Annotated in this window: 14 protein-coding genes; 11 read left to right on the top strand and 3 right to left on the bottom strand. The window is 72.1% G+C overall.

What is annotated here, in order from left to right; genetic code table 11:
- The first annotated feature begins 52 nt into the window (after positions 1 to 52).
- The 8 genes from RBJ77_RS01000 to RBJ77_RS00965 all read left to right on the top strand — a co-directional run bounded on the left by RBJ77_RS01000 (position 53) and on the right by RBJ77_RS00965 (position 10,657).
- Positions 53 to 949 (top strand): carbohydrate ABC transporter permease, encoded by an 897-nt coding sequence (locus RBJ77_RS01000; RefSeq protein ID WP_255971618.1) that lies wholly within the window; start codon positions 53 to 55, stop codon positions 947 to 949.
- A 5-nt stretch (positions 950 to 954) separates the two neighbouring features.
- The gene (locus tag RBJ77_RS00995; protein WP_372343198.1) at positions 955 to 1,887 is read left to right on the top strand and encodes a carbohydrate ABC transporter permease; all 933 of its coding nucleotides are present in this window, start codon (positions 955 to 957) and stop codon (positions 1,885 to 1,887) included.
- Between the two features lie 75 nt (positions 1,888 to 1,962).
- A complete protein-coding gene (locus tag RBJ77_RS00990; protein WP_372343197.1) occupies positions 1,963 to 3,300 on the top strand; it encodes an ABC transporter substrate-binding protein in 1,338 nt (445 codons plus the stop codon).
- Positions 3,301 to 3,340: 40 nt separating this feature from the next.
- Positions 3,341 to 5,389, top strand: a complete 2,049-nt coding sequence (locus RBJ77_RS00985; RefSeq protein WP_372343196.1) for a beta-galactosidase — start codon at positions 3,341 to 3,343, stop codon at positions 5,387 to 5,389.
- A 59-nt stretch (positions 5,390 to 5,448) separates the two neighbouring features.
- Positions 5,449 to 7,488, top strand: coding sequence for an RICIN domain-containing protein (locus RBJ77_RS00980; RefSeq protein WP_372343195.1), 2,040 nt, complete (start codon positions 5,449 to 5,451; stop codon positions 7,486 to 7,488).
- 982 nt (positions 7,489 to 8,470) lie between these two features.
- Positions 8,471 to 8,863: a cytochrome P450 gene (locus RBJ77_RS00975; protein ID WP_372343194.1), complete on the top strand. Its 393-nt coding sequence runs from the start codon at positions 8,471 to 8,473 to the stop codon at positions 8,861 to 8,863.
- Between the two features lie 14 nt (positions 8,864 to 8,877).
- Entirely contained in the window at positions 8,878 to 9,723 is an 846-nt protein-coding gene (locus tag RBJ77_RS00970; protein ID WP_372343193.1) for a class I SAM-dependent methyltransferase, read from the top strand.
- Positions 9,724 to 9,733: 10 nt separating this feature from the next.
- Positions 9,734 to 10,657 (top strand): NAD(P)-dependent oxidoreductase, encoded by a 924-nt coding sequence (locus tag RBJ77_RS00965; RefSeq protein ID WP_372343192.1) that lies wholly within the window; start codon positions 9,734 to 9,736, stop codon positions 10,655 to 10,657.
- On the opposite strand, the gene RBJ77_RS00960 is transcribed toward RBJ77_RS00965, so the two are convergent.
- From RBJ77_RS00960 to RBJ77_RS00950, 3 genes are all read right to left on the bottom strand, one after another.
- Positions 10,650 to 11,057, bottom strand: a complete 408-nt coding sequence (locus tag RBJ77_RS00960; RefSeq protein WP_372343191.1) for a CoA-binding protein — start codon at positions 11,055 to 11,057, stop codon at positions 10,650 to 10,652. The two genes, RBJ77_RS00965 and RBJ77_RS00960, sit on opposite strands and share 8 nt — an antisense overlap.
- Before the next feature lie 67 nt (positions 11,058 to 11,124).
- Positions 11,125 to 12,060 (bottom strand): aldo/keto reductase, encoded by a 936-nt coding sequence (locus RBJ77_RS00955; protein WP_372343190.1) that lies wholly within the window; start codon positions 12,058 to 12,060, stop codon positions 11,125 to 11,127.
- Positions 12,057 to 13,979, bottom strand: coding sequence for a hypothetical protein (locus RBJ77_RS00950; RefSeq protein WP_372343189.1), 1,923 nt, complete (start codon positions 13,977 to 13,979; stop codon positions 12,057 to 12,059). Before RBJ77_RS00950 ends, RBJ77_RS00955 begins: the two co-directional genes overlap by 4 nt.
- 117 nt (positions 13,980 to 14,096) lie before the next feature.
- Here RBJ77_RS00950 and RBJ77_RS00945 point away from each other — a divergent pair, with 117 nt between their 5' ends.
- The 3 genes from RBJ77_RS00945 (at position 14,097) to RBJ77_RS00935 (ending at position 16,762) form a co-directional block, all read left to right on the top strand.
- A complete protein-coding gene (locus tag RBJ77_RS00945) occupies positions 14,097 to 14,924 on the top strand; it encodes an amidohydrolase (RefSeq protein WP_372343188.1) in 828 nt (275 codons plus the stop codon).
- 37 nt (positions 14,925 to 14,961) lie between these two features.
- Positions 14,962 to 15,948 (top strand): acetylxylan esterase, encoded by a 987-nt coding sequence (locus RBJ77_RS00940; RefSeq protein WP_372343187.1) that lies wholly within the window; start codon positions 14,962 to 14,964, stop codon positions 15,946 to 15,948.
- Positions 15,949 to 16,027: 79 nt separating this feature from the next.
- Positions 16,028 to 16,762 carry a GntR family transcriptional regulator gene (locus tag RBJ77_RS00935; RefSeq protein ID WP_372343186.1) on the top strand — a complete coding sequence of 245 codons (735 nt, stop codon included), beginning with the start codon at positions 16,028 to 16,030 and terminating at the stop codon, positions 16,760 to 16,762.
- The last annotated feature ends 43 nt before the right edge of the window (positions 16,763 to 16,805 follow it).

Here is a 16,805-nt window from a genome sequence, read left to right as displayed (position 1 = left end):
TGTTTACGCAAACATCGAGCCCAGTGACCCATGGACGAGTGAGGGACGCGAGATGACCACGCTGCAACCGCCGGTCGCCGTGAGGCGGCGCCGCTCGTGGACGGGATGGGGGTTCATCGGCCCCTTCGTACTCGTCTTCGCCCTGGTCTTCCTCGCGCCGCTCGCGTACTCGGTCTATCTGAGCCTCTTCAGGACCCAACTCATCGGCGGCACCACCTTCGTGGGCCTCGACAACTACCAACAGGCGCTCCAGGACAGCCAGTTCTGGGAGGGCGTGGCCCGCGTCGGGCTCTTCCTGCTGATCCAGGTGCCGATCATGCTGGGCATCGCCCTGCTCGTCGCCCTCGCCATCGACAGCGGCCGCCTCTACGGCAAGGACTTCTTCCGCATCACCGTCTTCCTCCCGTACGCGGTCCCCGCCGTCGTCGCCACCCTCATGTGGGGCTTCATGTACGGCACCCGCTACGGCCTGGTCGGCGACCTCGACGACGCGCTCGGCACGAAGCTGCCCGACCCGCTCTCCGCCGACCTGGTCCTCGCCTCCATCGGCAACATCGTGACCTGGGAGTTCGTCGGCTACAACATGCTGATCTTCTTCGCCGCGCTGCGCGTCGTACCGCACTCGCTGTACGAGGCCGCCGAGATCGACGGCGCCGGACAGTGGCGCGTCATCACGGCCATCAAACTCCCGGCGATCCGCGGCGCCCTCGTCATCGCCACGATCTTCTCGGTCATCGGCAGCTTCCAGCTCTTCAACGAGCCCGCGATCCTGCAGAAGCTCGCGCCGAACGCCATCACCACCGACTACACCCCGAACTTCTACACGTACTCGCTGTCCTTCGCGGGCCAGCAGCAGAACTACTCCGCGACGGTCGCCATCGTCATGGGCGTGATCACGATGATCGTCGCCTACGTCGTCCAGCTGCGCGGCATGCGCAAGGGAGCGTGAGCGCGATGACCACCACCACCGGCTCCGTGCGGACGACCGCACCGCCCAAGTCCCCGGCCCCGCGCCTGCGGTCACCGCGCGCCCCGCGTCCGGGACGGCCTCGCCGCAGCGTCCTGCTGACCGTGCTCACCGGCGTCGTCCTCGTCTACAGCCTGCTGCCGCTGGTCTGGCTCCTGATCAGCGCCACCAAGTCCCAGCAGGGCCTGGCCCGTTCGTTCGGCCTCTGGTTCGACCGGGACTTCGACCTCTGGCACAACATCGGCACGACCTTCACCTACCAGGACGGCGTCTTCGGCCGCTGGCTCGTCAACACCCTCCTGTACGTGGTGGTGGGCGCGGGCGGGGCCACCTTCCTCGCGGTCCTCGGCGGGTACGCGCTCGCCAAGTTCGCCTTCCCCGGCAAGCGCGCCGTGTTCGCCGTCGTCATCGGGGCCGTCGCGGTGCCGGGCACCGCGCTCGCCGTCCCCACCTTCCTCATGTTCAGCAAGATGGGGCTCACCGACACCCCGTGGGCCGTCATCATCCCCTCGCTGATCTCGCCGTTCGGCCTGTACCTGATGTGGGTGTTCGCCACCGAGGCGATCCCCACCGAACTGATGGAGGCCGCCCGCATCGACGGGGCGAGCGAGCTGCGCACCTTCTTCCAGGTCGCCCTGCCGCTGCTCGCCCCCGGCACCGTCACCGTGCTGCTCTTCACCACGGTCGCGACCTGGAACAACTACTTCCTGCCGCTGATCATGCTGAAGGACCCCGACTGGTACCCGCTCACGCTCGGCCTGGACTCCTGGAACAAACAGGCGCAGACGGCCGGCGGCGAGGCCATCCCCCATCTGGTGCTCACCGGTTCGCTGCTCACCATCGTGCCGCTGATCGCCGCCTTCCTGCTGCTCCAGAAGTACTGGCAGTCCGGACTGTCCGCCGGAAGCGTCAAGGAGTAGGCGCAGCGCCGCAGTTCACGCCGCACCCCGGCACCAACACCCTCCGTAGGACCACGACGAAGTGGAAGCATGCCCATGCCCAAGCACTCCCGCCGCCTGCTGCGCGGCCTCGGTCTCGTCTGCGCCCTCGCCCTCGGCGCCACCGCCTGCGGCGGCTCCGACGACGACTCCGGTGACAAGAAGGTCGGTTCCTCCGACATCCGGTCGGCACTGAAGAAGGGCGGCACCGTCACGGTGTGGGCATGGGAGCCCACCCTGAAGCAGGTCGCCGCCGACTTCGAGAAGAAGTACCCGAAGGTCGACGTCAAGCTGGTCAACGCGGGCACCAACAACGACCAGTACAAGGCCCTGTCGAACGCGATCTCGGCGAAGAAGGGCGTCCCGGACGTCGCGCAGATCGAGTACTACGCGCTCGGCCAGTACGCCCTGACCAAGCAGATCACCGACCTCAAGGCGTACGGCGCCGAGAAGCTGGCGTCCTCGTACTCGCCGGGCCCGTGGAACTCGGTGAAGTCCGGCGAGGGCGTCTACGGCCTGCCCATGGACTCCGGCCCGATGGCGCTCTTCTACAACAAGAAGGTCTTCGACAAGTACAAGATCGCCGTCCCGACGACCTGGGACGAGTACGTCGAGGCGGCCCGCACGCTGCACAAGGCCGACCCGAAGGCGTACATCACCAGCGACGTCGGCGACGCCGGCCTGACCACCAGCCTGCTGTGGCAGGCCGGTTCGCACCCCTACAAGGTCGACGGCACCAAGGTCGGCATCGACTTCACCGACGCGGGCGCGAAGAAGTACACCGACACCTGGCAGCAGCTGATCGACGAGAAGCTCGTCTCGCCCGTCACCGGCTGGACCGACGACTGGTACAAGGGCCTCGGCGACGGCACCATCGCCACCCTGCCCACCGGCGCCTGGATGCCCGCCAACTTCGCCTCCGGCGTGAAGGGCGCGGCCGGCGACTGGCGCGTCGCCCCCATGCCGCAGTGGGAGAAGGGCGCCGACGCCAGCTCGGAGAACGGCGGCAGCTCGCTCGCCCTGCCCGAGCTCGGCAAGAACAAGGAACTCGCCTACGCCTTCGTCGAGTACGCCAACTCCGGCGCCGGCGTGCAGACCCGCATCGAGAACGGCGCGTTCCCCGCGACCACGAAGGACCTGGACTCCCCGTCGTTCCAGGACACCGAGTTCCCCTACTTCGGCGGCCAGAAGGCCAACAAGATCTTCGCCGAGTCCGCGAAGAGCGTGCCCACCGACTGGAAGTACCTGCCGTACCAGGTGTACGCCAACTCGATCTTCAACGACACCGTCGGCAAGGCGTACGTCTCCTCGACCAAGCTCACGGCCGGCCTCAAGTCCTGGCAGGACGCCTCCGTCAAGTACGGCACCGAGCAGGGCTTCACCGTCGAGAAGTAGCCCGCGCCCCCTTTGTGACCGCATCCCTGGAAGGACGTGCATGACCGCCCCCCTCACCTCCCGTTTCCCGTACGCGAAGGGCTCGGACGGCGCCCGGCGCCTCGGCTACGGAGCCGACTACAACCCCGAGCAGTGGTCACGGGAGGTGTGGGCGGACGACATCCGGCTGATGCGCGAGGCCGGGGTGAACGTCGTCTCCCTCGCCATCTTCTCCTGGGCCCGGATCCAGCCCACCGCCGACACCTGGGACTTCGGCTGGCTCGACGAGATCATGGACCTGCTGCACGCGGGCGGCATCGGCGTCGACCTGGCCACCGCCACCGCGTCGCCGCCGCCGTGGCTGACCACCGCGCACCCGGAGATCCTGCCGGTCACCGCGAGCGGCGAGACGCTCTGGCCCGGCGCCCGCCAGCACTGGCGGCCCACCTCGCCCGTCTTCCGCGAGCACGCGCTGCACCTGGTGCGCAAGCTCGCCTCCCGCTACGCCGACCATCCGGCCCTCGTCGCCTGGCACGTCAACAACGAGCTGGGCTGCCACAACGTCTACGACCACTCCGACGACGCGGCCCGCGCCTTCCGTCACTGGCTGCGCCGCCGCTACACGACGCTCGACGCCCTCAACGACGCCTGGGGCACCGCCTTCTGGTCCCAGCGCTACAGCGACTGGGAGCAGCTGCTGCCGCCCCGGCTCGCCGCCTCGCACCCCAACCCGACGCAGCAGCTCGACTTCAAGCGGTTCTCGTCGGACGCGCTCAAGGACCATCTGCTGGCCGAGCGGGAGATCCTGCGCGAGCTCACCCCGGACACGCCCGTCACCACCAACTTCATGGTGATGGGCGGCACCAAGGGCATGGACTACGCGGACTGGGCCGACGAGGTGGACTTCGTCGCCAACGACCACTACGTCATCCCAGGACCGCAGGACCGCGACGAACTCTCCTTCTCCGCCAACCTCAGCAGCGGCATCGCCGGCCACCGGCCGTGGTTCCTGATGGAGCACTCCACCAGCGCCGTGAACTGGCAGCCCGTCAACCTGCCCAAGCAGCCGGGGGAGTTGGCCCGTGACTCGCTGCTGCACGTGGCGCACGGCGCCGACGCCGTCTGCTTCTTCCAGTGGCGCCAGTCCGTGGCCGGCGCCGAGAAGTACCACTCGGCGATGGTCCCGCACGCCGGTGCCGACAGCGAACTCTTCCGCGCCGTCGTCGAGTTGGGCCGCACCCTGGACGCGCTCGCCCCGGTCGCGGGCAGCGAGCGCGAACCCGCCCGGGTGGCGATCCTCTTCGACTGGGACTCCTGGTGGGCCAGCGAGCAGGACTCCCACCCCACCTCGCGCCTCGACTACCACCGCGAGGCCCTCGACTGGTACTCGGCGCTCCTGCGCCTCGGGATCCGCGCCGACGTGGTGCCCGCCCACCGCACCGACCTGTCCGCGTACGACGTCGTCATCGCGCCCGTCCTGCACGTGGTGCCGCAGCCGCTCGCCAAGGAGCTCACCCGGTACGTCGAGGGCGGCGGCCACCTCGTCACCACGTACTTCTCCGCGATCGTCGACGAGAACGACCACGTCTGGCTCGGCGGCTACCCGGGCGCCCTGCGCGACGTCCTCGGCATCCGCATCGAGGAGTTCGGGCCGCTGCTCGACGGCGTCACCGTCGACCTGGACAACGGCACCACGGGCAGCCTGTGGACCGACCGGATCTCCGTCACCGGCACCGACGTCGAAGTGCTCGCCGGGTACCGCACCGGCACGTACGCCGCCCGCCCGGCCGTCACCCGGCGCGGCACCGGCCGCGGCTCGGCCGCCTACGTCTCCACCCGCCTCGGCGCCGACGGCCTGACCGTGCTGCTGCCCGAGCTGCTCGCACCGGCCGGGGTGAGCAGTGAACTCCCGGAGCGGGCGCGGGGGTCGGTCGAGCACGTCGTGCGGCGCGACGCCGGGCACCGCTACCACTTCCTGGTCAACCGGAGCGACGAGGAGGTGGCGCTGCCCGGTCTGACCGGCGACGTCCTCGTCGGTCCCGCGGGCGACGGCGGCCTCGTCCTCGCGCCCCGGCAGGTCGCCGTCCTCCGGCAGCCCGCCTCCGCCTAGAACCACTCCGTTCCAGCACCACCAACACCGCACTCACACCACGACGTCGGGAGCTCACGTTGGCGCGCTTGACCCGCAGACGGTTCATCGGAATCGCCACGGCCACGGCCGCGGCCGCAGGAACCCAGATCTCGGCCGCACCGTTCCTCGCCCCGGCCGCCGCGGCCGACGCGGCGGCGGTCACGGTCACCCCCGACCCCTCGTACCGGCAGGACCGGTTCGAGGGGTGGGGCACCAGCCTGGTCTGGTTCGCGAACGCCACCGGGCACTACCCGGACGAGATTCGCGAGCGGATAGCCGACCTCGTCTTCGGACGGGACGGCCTCGCCCTGAACATCGCCCGCTACAACATCGGCGGCGGCAACGCCCCCGACGTGCCCGACTACCTCAGGGCCGGCGGCGCCGTCGAGGGCTGGTGGAAGGCGCCCGAGGGCACCACGCGCACCGACACCGACTGGTGGGACCCGGACGACGCGGACCACTGGAACGAGGACGCCGACGCCACCCAGCGCTGGTGGGTGGACCGGATCAAGAAGGACATCACCCACTGGGAGACGTTCTCCAACTCGCCGCCCTACTTCATGACGGTCAGCGGCTACGTCTCCGGCGGCTTCGACGCGTCGAAGGACCAGCTGAAGGAGGCGTCCGTCGACGACTTCGCCGCCTACCTGGCCGGTGCCACCCGGCGCCTGGAGAAGGCGCACGGCATCGAGGTGAAGACCGTCGACCCGTGCAACGAGCCCAACACCAGCTACTGGGGCACCCAGTTGGGCGCCGACGGCGATCCGACCGGCGGCCGGCAGGAGGGCTGCCACATCGGCCCCGGCCTCCAGCAGAAGATCGTGCCCGCGCTCGACGCCGCGCTGCGCAGGGCGCGGACCGGCGCGGCCGTCTCGGCGATGGACGAGACCAACCCGACGACCTTCGTCACGAACTGGACCAGCTATCCGGCGGACGTGAAGCGCCACGTCACCCAGATGAACGTCCACACGTACGGCACCGGCGGCCGCACCTCCGTCCGCGACCTCGCCAAGGCCGACGGCAAGCCGCTGTGGATGAGCGAGGTGGAGGGCGACTGGGGCGACGGCCAGTCCTTCACCGACATGCGGCCCGGTCTCGGCCTCGCCCAGCACATCGTCGACGACCTGCGGGAACTGGAGCCCAGCGCCTGGGTGTTCTGGCAGCCCGTCGAGGACTGGGACAACATGAGGCCGGGCGGCGAGTCCGCCAAGGGCGGCAACTGGGGCGAGATCCAGGTCTCCTTCAGCGCCGGCCCCGACGACACCCTGGAGACCTGCCCGGTCTACACGAACACCAAGTTCGACACGGCCCGGAACTTCACCCACTACATCCGGCCGGGCGACCGCCTGGTCAAGGTCGACGACACGAACAGCACCGCGGCGGTCACCCGCGGCGGCAACGGCGCCACCGTCGTGCACGTCAACGGCACCACGGGCACCCGCACGGTGACGCTCGACCTGTCGAGGTTCGCCACCGTGCGCCGGGGCGCGACCGTCACCCCCGTCGTGACCAGCGCCGACGGCAAGCTGGCCGAGCAGCCGCCGGTCGCGGTGACGGGCCGCACCGCCACCTTCACGGTGCCCGCGCAGTCCGTGACCACGTTCGTGATCAAGGGCGTGTCCGGGGTCGCCAAGGACGCCGCGACGCTGCGCAGGGGACGCACCTACGAGCTGACGGGCGTGCAGAGCGGCAAGGACCTCACCGTTGCCGACGGCGCCGACACCCTCGTCATCGGCACCGGGACCGGCGCGGCCGGGCAGCGCTGGCGGCTCGCGCGGATCGGCGGGGACGGCCCGACGAGCCGCGACCGCCACGTGTTCACCAGCGCCGCCGACGGCAGGCGGCTCGCCGTCCGCGACGGGGTACCGGTCGTCGAGCCCGACACGGACGACCGCGACGCGGCGGCCCAGTGGATCCTGTCGACGACCGGAGACGGCACGTACACCTTCGTCAACGCCGGAACGGGGCGTCTCCTGGAGGTCGGCGGACAGGCCACGCACGAGGGCGCGTCCGTCGGGACCTGGCAGCCCAACTCCGGCGCCAACCAGCGGTGGAGGGTGACCGACGTGACGCCCTGATCACCGCTCGGCGAGGTCGTCGACGGCGTCGTCGGCCCGCTCGCCCGCCCGGAGCGTCCTCCGGGCGGGCACGACGCCCGGGGCGACGTCACGAACCGGTCACGGGCCCCGCCCGTACGGACGTTCCCGTGGATGCTCCCTCCATGACCGATTTCGCCGCCGCACCACTTGAGCTGACGCACCAGCAGATCGACGACGCCTCGCACGGCCACGAGGCACCGCTGCTGCGCGTCACGCTGCCGCAGACCACCACCCCGGTCTGGCTGGCCACCCGGTACGACGTCGTCAAGGCGGTGCTCGCCGACCCCCGCTTCGTCCGCGACCTCGCCGAGGTGCCGGGACAGGACGGGGGCGGCCTCGGCGCGGAACTCCTCGACGAGGCGGGGCTGCCGCCCGAGTACCGCCTCTACCTGGAGATCCTGGTGATGGTCGACGGGCCCGACCACGCCCGGCTGCGCACCCACGTGATGCGCGCCTTCGCGCCGCGCCGGATCGCCGCCCTGCGCCCCCGGATCCAGCGCGTGGTGCGCGAGCTCAGCGACGAACTCGCCGCGACCGGCGCCGAGTTCGAGTTCCTGACCGGCTTCGCCTACCCCGTCGTCACCGAGGTCATCTGCGACATCATCGGCGTCGACGAGGCGGACCGCGGCAAGGTCGCCGGCTGGATGCGCGACTACGAGTCCGGCGAACCGGACCGCTTCCTGCCCGGCATCGACCGCCTCGCCGAGTACATCGACGGCCTCCTCGACCGCCGCGCCGCGGCCCCCGCCGAGGACCTCGCCTCCGACCTGCTGCGCTCCGACGCGGAGGCGACGCCGGAGCAGCGCCTCAGCCGGCAGGAGATGATCGCGCTCGTCTTCCTCCTCTTCAAACCGGCATCGCACCGCCCGCCTTCTTCCTCACCGACGCCGTCCTCACCCTCCTCGACCACCCGGACGAGACGGCCCGGCTGCGCACCGACCCCGGCCTGCTGCCGCGCGCCGTGCAGGAGTTGCTCCGGCACGTCTCCGCCGTGCACGTCGGCGCCACCCTCTACGCCACCGAGGACCTGGAGCTCGGCGGCGTCCCGGTCCGCCGCGGCGAGGGCGTCACCAGCGGACTGCTCGCCGCCAACCGCGACCCCGGCACCTTCCCCGAGCCCGGCCGACTGGACCTGGGCCGCGAACCGGCCCGCGGCACCGGCCACATCGCGTACGGGCACGGCGCCCACCGCTGCATCGGCGCGGCCCTCGCCAACCTCCAGACCGAGGTGCTCGTCGAGGAGCTCTGGCTGCGCCGCGACGGCCTCACGCTCGCCGGCGGCCGCGACGCCGTCCAGCGGGTGGGCTTCGCCGGGGACGGCTCTTATCCGGTGGGGCTGCCGGTCCGGTTCTGAGTAGCGTGGCGCGGATGACCGACACCGAGCGGGAACGGCTGCGCCGCACCTTCACCCAGGACGCCGAGACCTACGACCGGGCACGGCCCGGCTATCCGCCGGAGCTCTACGACGACCTGGCCGAACTCGCCGGGACCGGGCCCGGCTGCCGGGTCCTCGAAGTGGGCTGCGGCACCGGCAAGGCGACCGTGCCGCTGGCCGCGCGCGGCTGCCGGATCGTCGCCGTCGAACTCGGCGCCGAACTGGCGGCCGTGGCCCGCCGCCGGCTCGCCGGACACCCCGGCGCCGAGGTCGAGGTGGCCGCCTTCGAGGACTGGCCGCTGCCCGCCGAGCCGTTCGACGTGGTCCTCGCGGCGACCTCCTTCCACTGGATCGACCCCGCCGTCCGCGTCGCCAAGTCCGCCCGGGCACTGCGCCCCGGCGGGACGCTCGCGACGGTGTCGACGCACCACGTCGCGGGCGGCACGGCGGACTTCTTCGTCGAGGTCCAGGGCTGCTACGAGCGCTTCGACCCGGCCACCCCGCCCGGCCTGCGCCTGACGCCCGCCGCCGACATCCCGTACGACAGCCAGGAGGCGCCGAACCGGAACGTCGCGCAGGGCAACGCCGCGCTGCCCGGCGCCGACCGCTTCGAGCCGCCCGTCTTCCGGCGCCACGAACGGGACATCACCTTCACCACGGAGGAGTACCGCGACCTGCTGTGCACCTTCTCGGGCACCCGCGACCTCGAACCGGCCGCCCGCTCCGGCCTGCTCGACTGCGTCGGCGACCTCATCGACCGCCACTACGGCGGCCGGGTCACCAAGCGGTACCTGACGGAGCTGCGAGTGGCCCGCAGGAAGAGCGTCGACCGGACATAGAGTTGGCGCCATGAGTGAACAGAGCGCCCCCGCAGCCCCCGCCGACAAGCTGACCGTGAGCGTCCTCGGCACCGGGATCATGGGTGCGGCGATGGCTCGCAACATCGCGCGCGCCGGGCACACCGTCCGGGCCTGGAACCGCAGCCGGGACAGGGCCGAGCCGCTGACCGCCGACGGCGTGCACGTCACCGACACCCCGGCCGAGGCCGTCACCGGCGCCGACGTCGTGCTGACCATGCTGTACGACGGGCCGGCCGCGCTCGACGTGATGCGGCAGGCCGCGGCCGGACTGCGGCCCGGCGCCGCCTGGCTGCAGTCCACGACCGCGGGCATCGAGGCGATCGACGGCCTCGCGGACTTCGCCGCCGACCACGGCCTGGTCTTCTTCGACGCCCCCGTCCTCGGCACCCGGCAGCCCGCCGAGGCCGGTCAGCTGCTGATCCTCGCGGCGGGCCCGGGCGAGCACCGGGACGCGGTGGCGCCGGTCCTCGACGCGGTCGGCGCGCGCACCGTGTGGACCGGTGAGGACGGGGCGGCGGGCTCCGCCACCCGGCTGAAGCTGGTGGCCAACAGCTGGGTGCTGGCGACCACGAACGCCGCAGGGGAGGTGCTCGCGCTGTCCCGGGCGCTCGGCGTCGACCCGCAGTCGTTCTTCGACGCCATCGCGGGCGGCGGACTCGACATGCCGTACCTGCGGCTCAAGGCGGGCCTCGTCCTGGAGGACCGGCTCACCCCGGCCCAGTTCGCGGTCGACACGGCGGCCAAGGACGCCCGCCTCATCGTCGAGGCGGGCCGGGCGAACGGGGTCCGCCTCGACGTCGCCGAGGCGAGCGCCGCCCGCCTGGCCCGCGCCGCCGAGCAGGGCCACGGGAACGAGGACATGGCCGCCGCCTACTTCGCGTCCTTCGACGAGGGCGCCGGCCCGGTCAGCTGAGCCGCGGGATCTCGATCGCCGGGCACTTGTCCATCACCATGGCGAGCCCGGCGTCCCGGGTCCGGTCGTACGCGTCCTCGTCGATCACGCCGAGCTGGAACCACACCGCCTCGGCGCCGATCGCGACGGCCTCGTCGGCGACCTGACCCGCGAGGTCGCTGTTGACGAAGACGTCGACCACGTCGACCGGGAACGGGATGTCGGCGAGCGAGGCGTACCCCTGCTCGCCGTGCACCGTCTCGGCCTTGGGGTGGACCGGCACGACCCGCTTGCCGAAGCGCTGCAGGACCTCCGCGACGCCGTACGCCGCCCGCCCCCGGTTCGAGGACAGGCCGACCACCGCCCAGGTGTCACCGGTACCGGTGAGGATCTTGCGGACGGTTTCCTGATCGCCGTACATGGACGCCTCCTGCGGCCGGTGGATCGCTTTCCTTGAGGTAACCACCTGCGCCCCGGTGGGATTCCTGTCAGGCCGCGCCGAGGAGCGCCGAGGGGACGAACCCCTCCCGTGCGAGCCGCTCCCACAGCTCGTCGGGGACGGGGAAGCGGGCGGCGGCCGCGTTCGCGGTGACCTCGGCCGCCGAGCGGCAGCCGACCACGACCGAGGTGACGGCGGGGTGCAGGAAGGGGAACTGGAGCGCGGCGGCGGGCAGCGGCACGTCGTGCGCCTCGCACAGCTCCCTGGCCCGCCGCGCCCGGGCGAGGGCCTCCGGCGGGACCGGCCGGTAGTTGAACATCGCGCCGGGGGACGGGTCGGCCAGCAGCCCCGTGTTGAAGACGCCGCCGACGACCACCGCGGTGCCCCGCTCGGCGCACAGCGGCAGCAGCGTGCCGAGCGCCTCGTGGTCGAGGAGCGAGAAGCGGCCCGCGACGAGCACGACGTCGACGTCGAACTCCGTCACGTACGACGCGAGCGGCGCGCTGTGGTTCATGCCGAAGCCGATCGCCCGGATCAGCCCCTCGTCGCGCAGTCTGCGCACCGCCGGATAGGCCGTGCGGCGGACCTCCTCCGGGTAGTGGTCGGGGTCGTGCAGGTACAGGACGTCGACGCTGTCACGGCCCAGCCGGGCCAGGCTCGACTCCAGGGACGCGCGGATCCCGCGCTCCGTCCAGTCGGTGACCACCTCGCCGGGGGAGCCGTCCGGACGGGGGCGCAGCAGCCAGCCCGTCTTGGTGGAGATCACCGGGTCGGTGATCCCGGCCGGGCCGAGCAGCCGGCCGAGGCGCTGCTCGGCGAGGCCGTGGCCGTAGCGGGGCGCCGTGTCGAAGTAGGTGATGCCCTCGGCGGCGGCGGCCTTCAGCGTCGCCGCCGCGTCGTCCTCGGTCACCTCCTCGAACAGGCCGCCCAGTGGGGCGGTGCCGAGGCCGAGCCGGGGCAGGGCGAAGGGCAGTCGGGTCGTCATGCCGTCTCCCACGGGGAGGCACAGGCCGCGCGGCCGCCGCGCAGCGTCATGGTCAGGGTCAGTTCGATCCGGGTGTGGCCGGGCAGGTCGACCCGGCAGTACGGTCCGCCGACCGGCTGCTCGGGGCCGTCGTCCACGCGCACGGAGGCCACGTGGTGCTCGGCGAACGAACCCGCCTGCACCAGCAGCGACCGGGCGGCGCCACCGAGGTTGACCAGCTCCACCACCGTGTGGTCGGGGCGGATGTCGGGGACGAGCGCCGCGACGTCCGGGGGCAGTCCCGGCCGGCGGGCGTCCAGGTCGTGGTAGCGGACGTGCAGCTGGGCGAGGCCGCCGTTGTAGAGGACCTGCGGGGAGCCGGTGGTCAGTTGCAGCAGGGCCTCGGTCACCACGGGGTTGAGGTGCTGCCAGTGGTGGATGTCCAGGGCGTCGGGGCCGACCGCGGGATCCACCGTGTCGTGCTCGATGGCCGCGACCCGTTCGGCGCAGCTCGCGAGGGCGCTGCTCAGCATCCGCTCGGGGAAGTCCGGGTTGCGGCCGTGCAGGAACTCGTACCAGGGTTCCTCGTGCCCGGCCTCGTCCTTGATGCGCTGGGTGTGCACGGCCGTCCAGTCCCAGTTGGCCCCGGCCCGCAGCCGCTCGATGCGCTCCCGGTCGCCCTCCTCCCGGCTGAAGTGCCACAGGGACAGGGGGAGTTGTCCCGGCATGACGGTGAAGTCGAACCAGCCCGCGTCGTTGTGCCGCTGCGGCACCATCAGCGTGCGCCCGGCGGACATGGCCGCCAGGTGCGGTGCCCAGCGCTCGCCGAGCGTGCCCATCCCGTCGGCGCCGCGCTGCTCGGCGTGGCGCAGCACGGTGTCGAGCGGGTTGCGGGCCAGGTCGAGGTAGCCGCGGTCGCCGGTGAGGAGCGTCGCGTTGGCGGCGCCGACCAGGGTGGAGCTGCCGACGGGGGACAGGCCGTGCGGCCAGGACCAGCCGTAGTGGCCGCCGTACCAGCGGCCGTCCAGGTACTCGCCGACCACCCCGCCCAGACCGGCGTTGTCGGGCACGACCTCGCGCCCGGCGAGCCGCTCCTGCCACACCCCGACGTACTCGGCGACCCAGTCCGCGTACCGCCGGTCGCCGCTGAGCAGGAACGCGTTGGAGGCGAGGCCGGTGGCGCCCAGGTTCGCGATCGTGTCGCCGCGGCCCATCCGGTCCCACATCGCCCGGCCGTAGGCGCGGGCGAGGTCCGGTGACGCGACCAGGTCGTCGAAGGACGTGACGCCGTCGAACCCGTCGAGCGGCAGCCCGTACGGGTGCAGCGCCAGGCTCCACGGGAAGTACGCCTCCTCGTCGCTGAACCCGTACCGCGGCCCCGCGGCGCCGTTGTGCGGGGCCCGCAGGACGCGGTGCTCCGCGTCGTAGTTCGGGCCGCCGGGGAGGTAGAAGTCGGCGAACCGGCAGGCGAGTTCGCGCAGTTCGGGATCGTCCGGGTCGGCGAGGCAGAGCCCGTAGAACAGCAGCAGGCCCTCGCCCTGGTGGAACCAGTCGTAGCCGCGCTCCAGACCGTCGACGAGCATGCCCATCTCGGTGAGCTGCGCGGTGACCCCGCGCCAGTGCCGGCGCGCCGCGGTCAGCAACTCGGCGCTGCCGCCCAGCAGATACAGCGTCGGCCAGTTGAAGAACGGCTCGTAGAAGTCGTCCACGCCGTCCCGGCCGTCCATCCCCTCGCCGAGCGCCTCGCGGAAGACGAGCCGGCCGTCCCCCTCGGTGTACCGGTCGGCGAAGACCCGCCACGCCTTCTCCTGCGCGGCGAACAACTCCCGCTCCAGCAGGGCCCATCGGGGCTGTTCGGTGAGGGCCCGGCGCGCTGTCAGCCGGGGTCCGAACGCCTCGCCCTCCGTCTGCGTGCCGCCGGTCCGGTCAGGCCTGAGCATCGAGAACACCCGCTCCCTCGTCACCTACGTGACCTACGTCTTGAACAATCGCCCATCGATAGACGATGGTTAGAGTCACCGGCGGGGAGCCGACGTGTCAATACTCGGGAGCGGGCCGTGATCGACTGCCATGTCCATCTGTGGGACCCGGCCGAGGGGTTCGGCTGGATCCGCCCGGACAGCACGCACCACCGCGCCTTCGGCACCGCCGACCTGGCGCGATCGGGCTCCGGTGTACGGGAGTTGGCGGGCGCCGTCCTGGTCGAGGCGTCGCGCGGCGACCGGGGCGAGACCCTCGCCCTGCGCGCGCTGCGGCTGCGCCGCCCGGACCTGATCGCGGGCTACGTCGCGAACCTGCACGTCCACGGCGCCGACGGGCCCGGCCGGCTGCGCGCCCTGCTCGACGAGTGGGGCACGTCGGGACCCAACGGCATGCGGCTCGGGGGTGCGCACTGGGCCGACACCCCCGAGCCCGCCCGGGCGCTGGTCCCGGTCCTCGCCGAGCGCGGCGTCGTCCTCGAACTCAACCTGCACCGCGGTGCGTTGACCACCGCGGCCGATGTCGCCGCGCGCCACCCCGGCCTCACGGTCGTCGTCGACCACCTCGGCAACGCGCCGGGCCTCGCCACCCGGGACCTGGGGGACTGGTACCGCGACGTCGAGCGGGCCGCGGCCGCCCCGCGGGTGCTGGTGAAGATCTCCGGGCTGCTCACCCAACAGCACGGCGCCGAGCCGCACCGGGTCGCGCACCTGGTGCGCCACGTCGTCGACACGCTCGGCCCCGGCCGCTGCCTGGTCGGCTCCGACTGGCCCATCTGTCTGCCGCGCGGCTCACGGGCCGACTCGCTGGCCCTGTCCCGCACGGGACTCGACCACCTCACCGCCGACCGGCGCGAGCTGGTGCTGCACACCAACGCCGTCCGGGCGTACCGCCTGGACCGCTGACCACACCCCCGTCCCGCACCCTTCACGGAGCTGACCCATGGCCCAATTCGACCTGCCCCTGGACGAGCTGGAGCGCTACCGCCCCGACATCCCCGAACCGGACGACCTCGACGCGTTCTGGCGCGAGACGCTCGCGGCGCAGGAGGAGTTCGCCCTCGACGCGAGGTTCGAGCCCGTCCACAACGGGCTCGCCACGATCGACACCTTCGACGTGACCTTCGCGGGGTACGGCGGCCACCCCGTGCGCGGCTGGCTCCAGCTGCCGGCCGTCCGCACCGGACCGCTGCCCGTCGTCGTCGAGTACCTCGGCTACGGCAGCGGCCGCGGCGTACCGCACGAGAAGCGGCTGTGGGCGGACGCGGGCTACGCGCACTTCGTCATGGACACCCGCGGCCAGGGCGCCGAGACCCCGGACCCCGACCCGGCCACCGGGGACGTCGCCGCCCCCGGCTTCCTCACCCGCGGCGTCCTCGACCCGTACCGCTACTACTACCGGCGCCTGTACACCGACGCGGTCCGCGCCGTCGCCGCCGCGCGCAGCCACCCCGCCGTGGACCCCGCCCGCGCCGTGGTCACCGGCACCAGCCAGGGCGGCGGCATCGCCCTCGCCGCCGCGGGCCTCGTCCCGGACCTGGTCGCCGCCCTGCCCGACGTGCCGTTCCTGTGCCACTTCCCGCGCGCCACGACGATCACCGACGCGCCGCCGTACGGCGAGGTCACCCGGTTCGTGAAGCTGCACCGCGAGCAGGCGGCCACGGTGACCCGCACCCTGTCCTACTTCGACGGCGCCACCCTGGCCCGCCGGGCGAACGCGCCGACGCTCTTCTCGGTCGGCCTGATGGACCACATCTGCCCGCCCTCCACGGTGTACGCGGCGTTCAACCATTACGGCGCGCTGCGGAACGTGGACCAGGCCGACAAGCAGATACGGGCTTATCCGTTCAATGACCACGAAGGCGGCGGGCCCACCCACGAGGTCGTCAAATTGGAATGGCTCGCCAAGCAGCTGGAATCCACCGTGTGATTCCATCGATAGGCGATGGATGCGTATCATGGTCCGACAATGGAGCAACTGACGTGCCCCGGCGCGGGATTGGGAATTCATGGCATCTGACGCCTCGGGTGGATTCGTCTCCACGCTGGCCACCAACAAGGACCGGTTCCGCAAGACACTGATCTCGGACCAGGTGTACGAGCTGCTGCGCCAGGCGGTCGTCGACGGTGATCTCGGCCCGAACGACCGGGTGGTCGAATCGGAGATCGCGCGGCGGCTCGGCGTCAGCCAGGCCCCGGTGCGGGAGGCGGTGAAGCGGCTCGCCCGCGAGGGCCTGCTCATGCACGTGCCGCGCCGCGGCCACTTCGTCGTCGAGATCTCCTCGCAGGACGCCGAGTACGCCCGCCAGGTGCGCGAGCCGCTGGAGCGGCTGGCCGCCCAGCTGGCCGTCGAGCACGTCACCGACGAGCAGCTCGCCGAGCTAGACGCGCTGGTGGAGCGGATGCACGAGGCGGTCGCCGCGAGCGACGTCAGCGGCTTCCGGGACGCCGACATCGAGTTCCACACCCTGGTCAGCCAGTGCGCCGGCAATCCGTTCCTGGCCCGGATGTGGGAGGTCATCGAGCCGAGCCTGCGCACGCTGCGGGCCATCTCCGACCCGCTCTTCGACGGCGACTGGCGGGCCATGGCCGATGAACACGGCCGTCTCGTCGACCTGTTGAGGTCGGGGGAGCCCGACAAGGCGGCCGCGGCGTTCGCCGACCACGCGGCGGGACGCGGGCCCGTACCGGACGCGCGCGAGGTCCCGAAGCCGCGCCGGAAGGCCGCCGCGAGAAAGTCCTGACGACCGAATAGTGGAGGCCCAATGCGGAATTCCGCATTGGGCC

The sequence above is a fragment of the Streptomyces sp. KL116D genome (assembly GCF_030766975.1).
GTDB classification, from domain to species: Bacteria; Actinomycetota; Actinomycetes; order Streptomycetales; family Streptomycetaceae; genus Streptomyces; species Streptomyces longispororuber_A.
Note: the sequence above shows the minus strand (reverse complement) of the source record. Positions and strands in the feature narration are given on the sequence as shown.

Bases quoted from the DNA above. Each gene is read 5' to 3' on its own strand.
- RBJ77_RS00955 (WP_372343190.1), bottom strand. From the start codon at position 12,060: ATGACGACCCGACTGCCCTTCGCCCTGCCCCGGCTCGGCCTCGGCACC.
- RBJ77_RS00950 (WP_372343189.1), bottom strand. From the start codon at position 13,979: ATGCTCAGGCCTGACCGGACCGGCGGCACGCAGACGGAGGGCGAGGCG.
- RBJ77_RS00960 (WP_372343191.1), bottom strand. From the start codon at position 11,057: ATGTACGGCGATCAGGAAACCGTCCGCAAGATCCTCACCGGTACCGGT.
- RBJ77_RS00970 (WP_372343193.1), top strand. From the start codon at position 8,878: ATGACCGACACCGAGCGGGAACGGCTGCGCCGCACCTTCACCCAGGAC.
- RBJ77_RS00940 (WP_372343187.1), top strand. From the start codon at position 14,962: ATGGCCCAATTCGACCTGCCCCTGGACGAGCTGGAGCGCTACCGCCCC.
- RBJ77_RS01000 (WP_255971618.1), top strand. From the start codon at position 53: ATGACCACGCTGCAACCGCCGGTCGCCGTGAGGCGGCGCCGCTCGTGG.
- RBJ77_RS00995 (WP_372343198.1), top strand. From the start codon at position 955: ATGACCACCACCACCGGCTCCGTGCGGACGACCGCACCGCCCAAGTCC.
- RBJ77_RS00990 (WP_372343197.1), top strand. From the start codon at position 1,963: ATGCCCAAGCACTCCCGCCGCCTGCTGCGCGGCCTCGGTCTCGTCTGC.
- RBJ77_RS00935 (WP_372343186.1), top strand. From the start codon at position 16,028: ATGGCATCTGACGCCTCGGGTGGATTCGTCTCCACGCTGGCCACCAAC.
- RBJ77_RS00985 (WP_372343196.1), top strand. From the start codon at position 3,341: ATGACCGCCCCCCTCACCTCCCGTTTCCCGTACGCGAAGGGCTCGGAC.
- RBJ77_RS00965 (WP_372343192.1), top strand. From the start codon at position 9,734: ATGAGTGAACAGAGCGCCCCCGCAGCCCCCGCCGACAAGCTGACCGTG.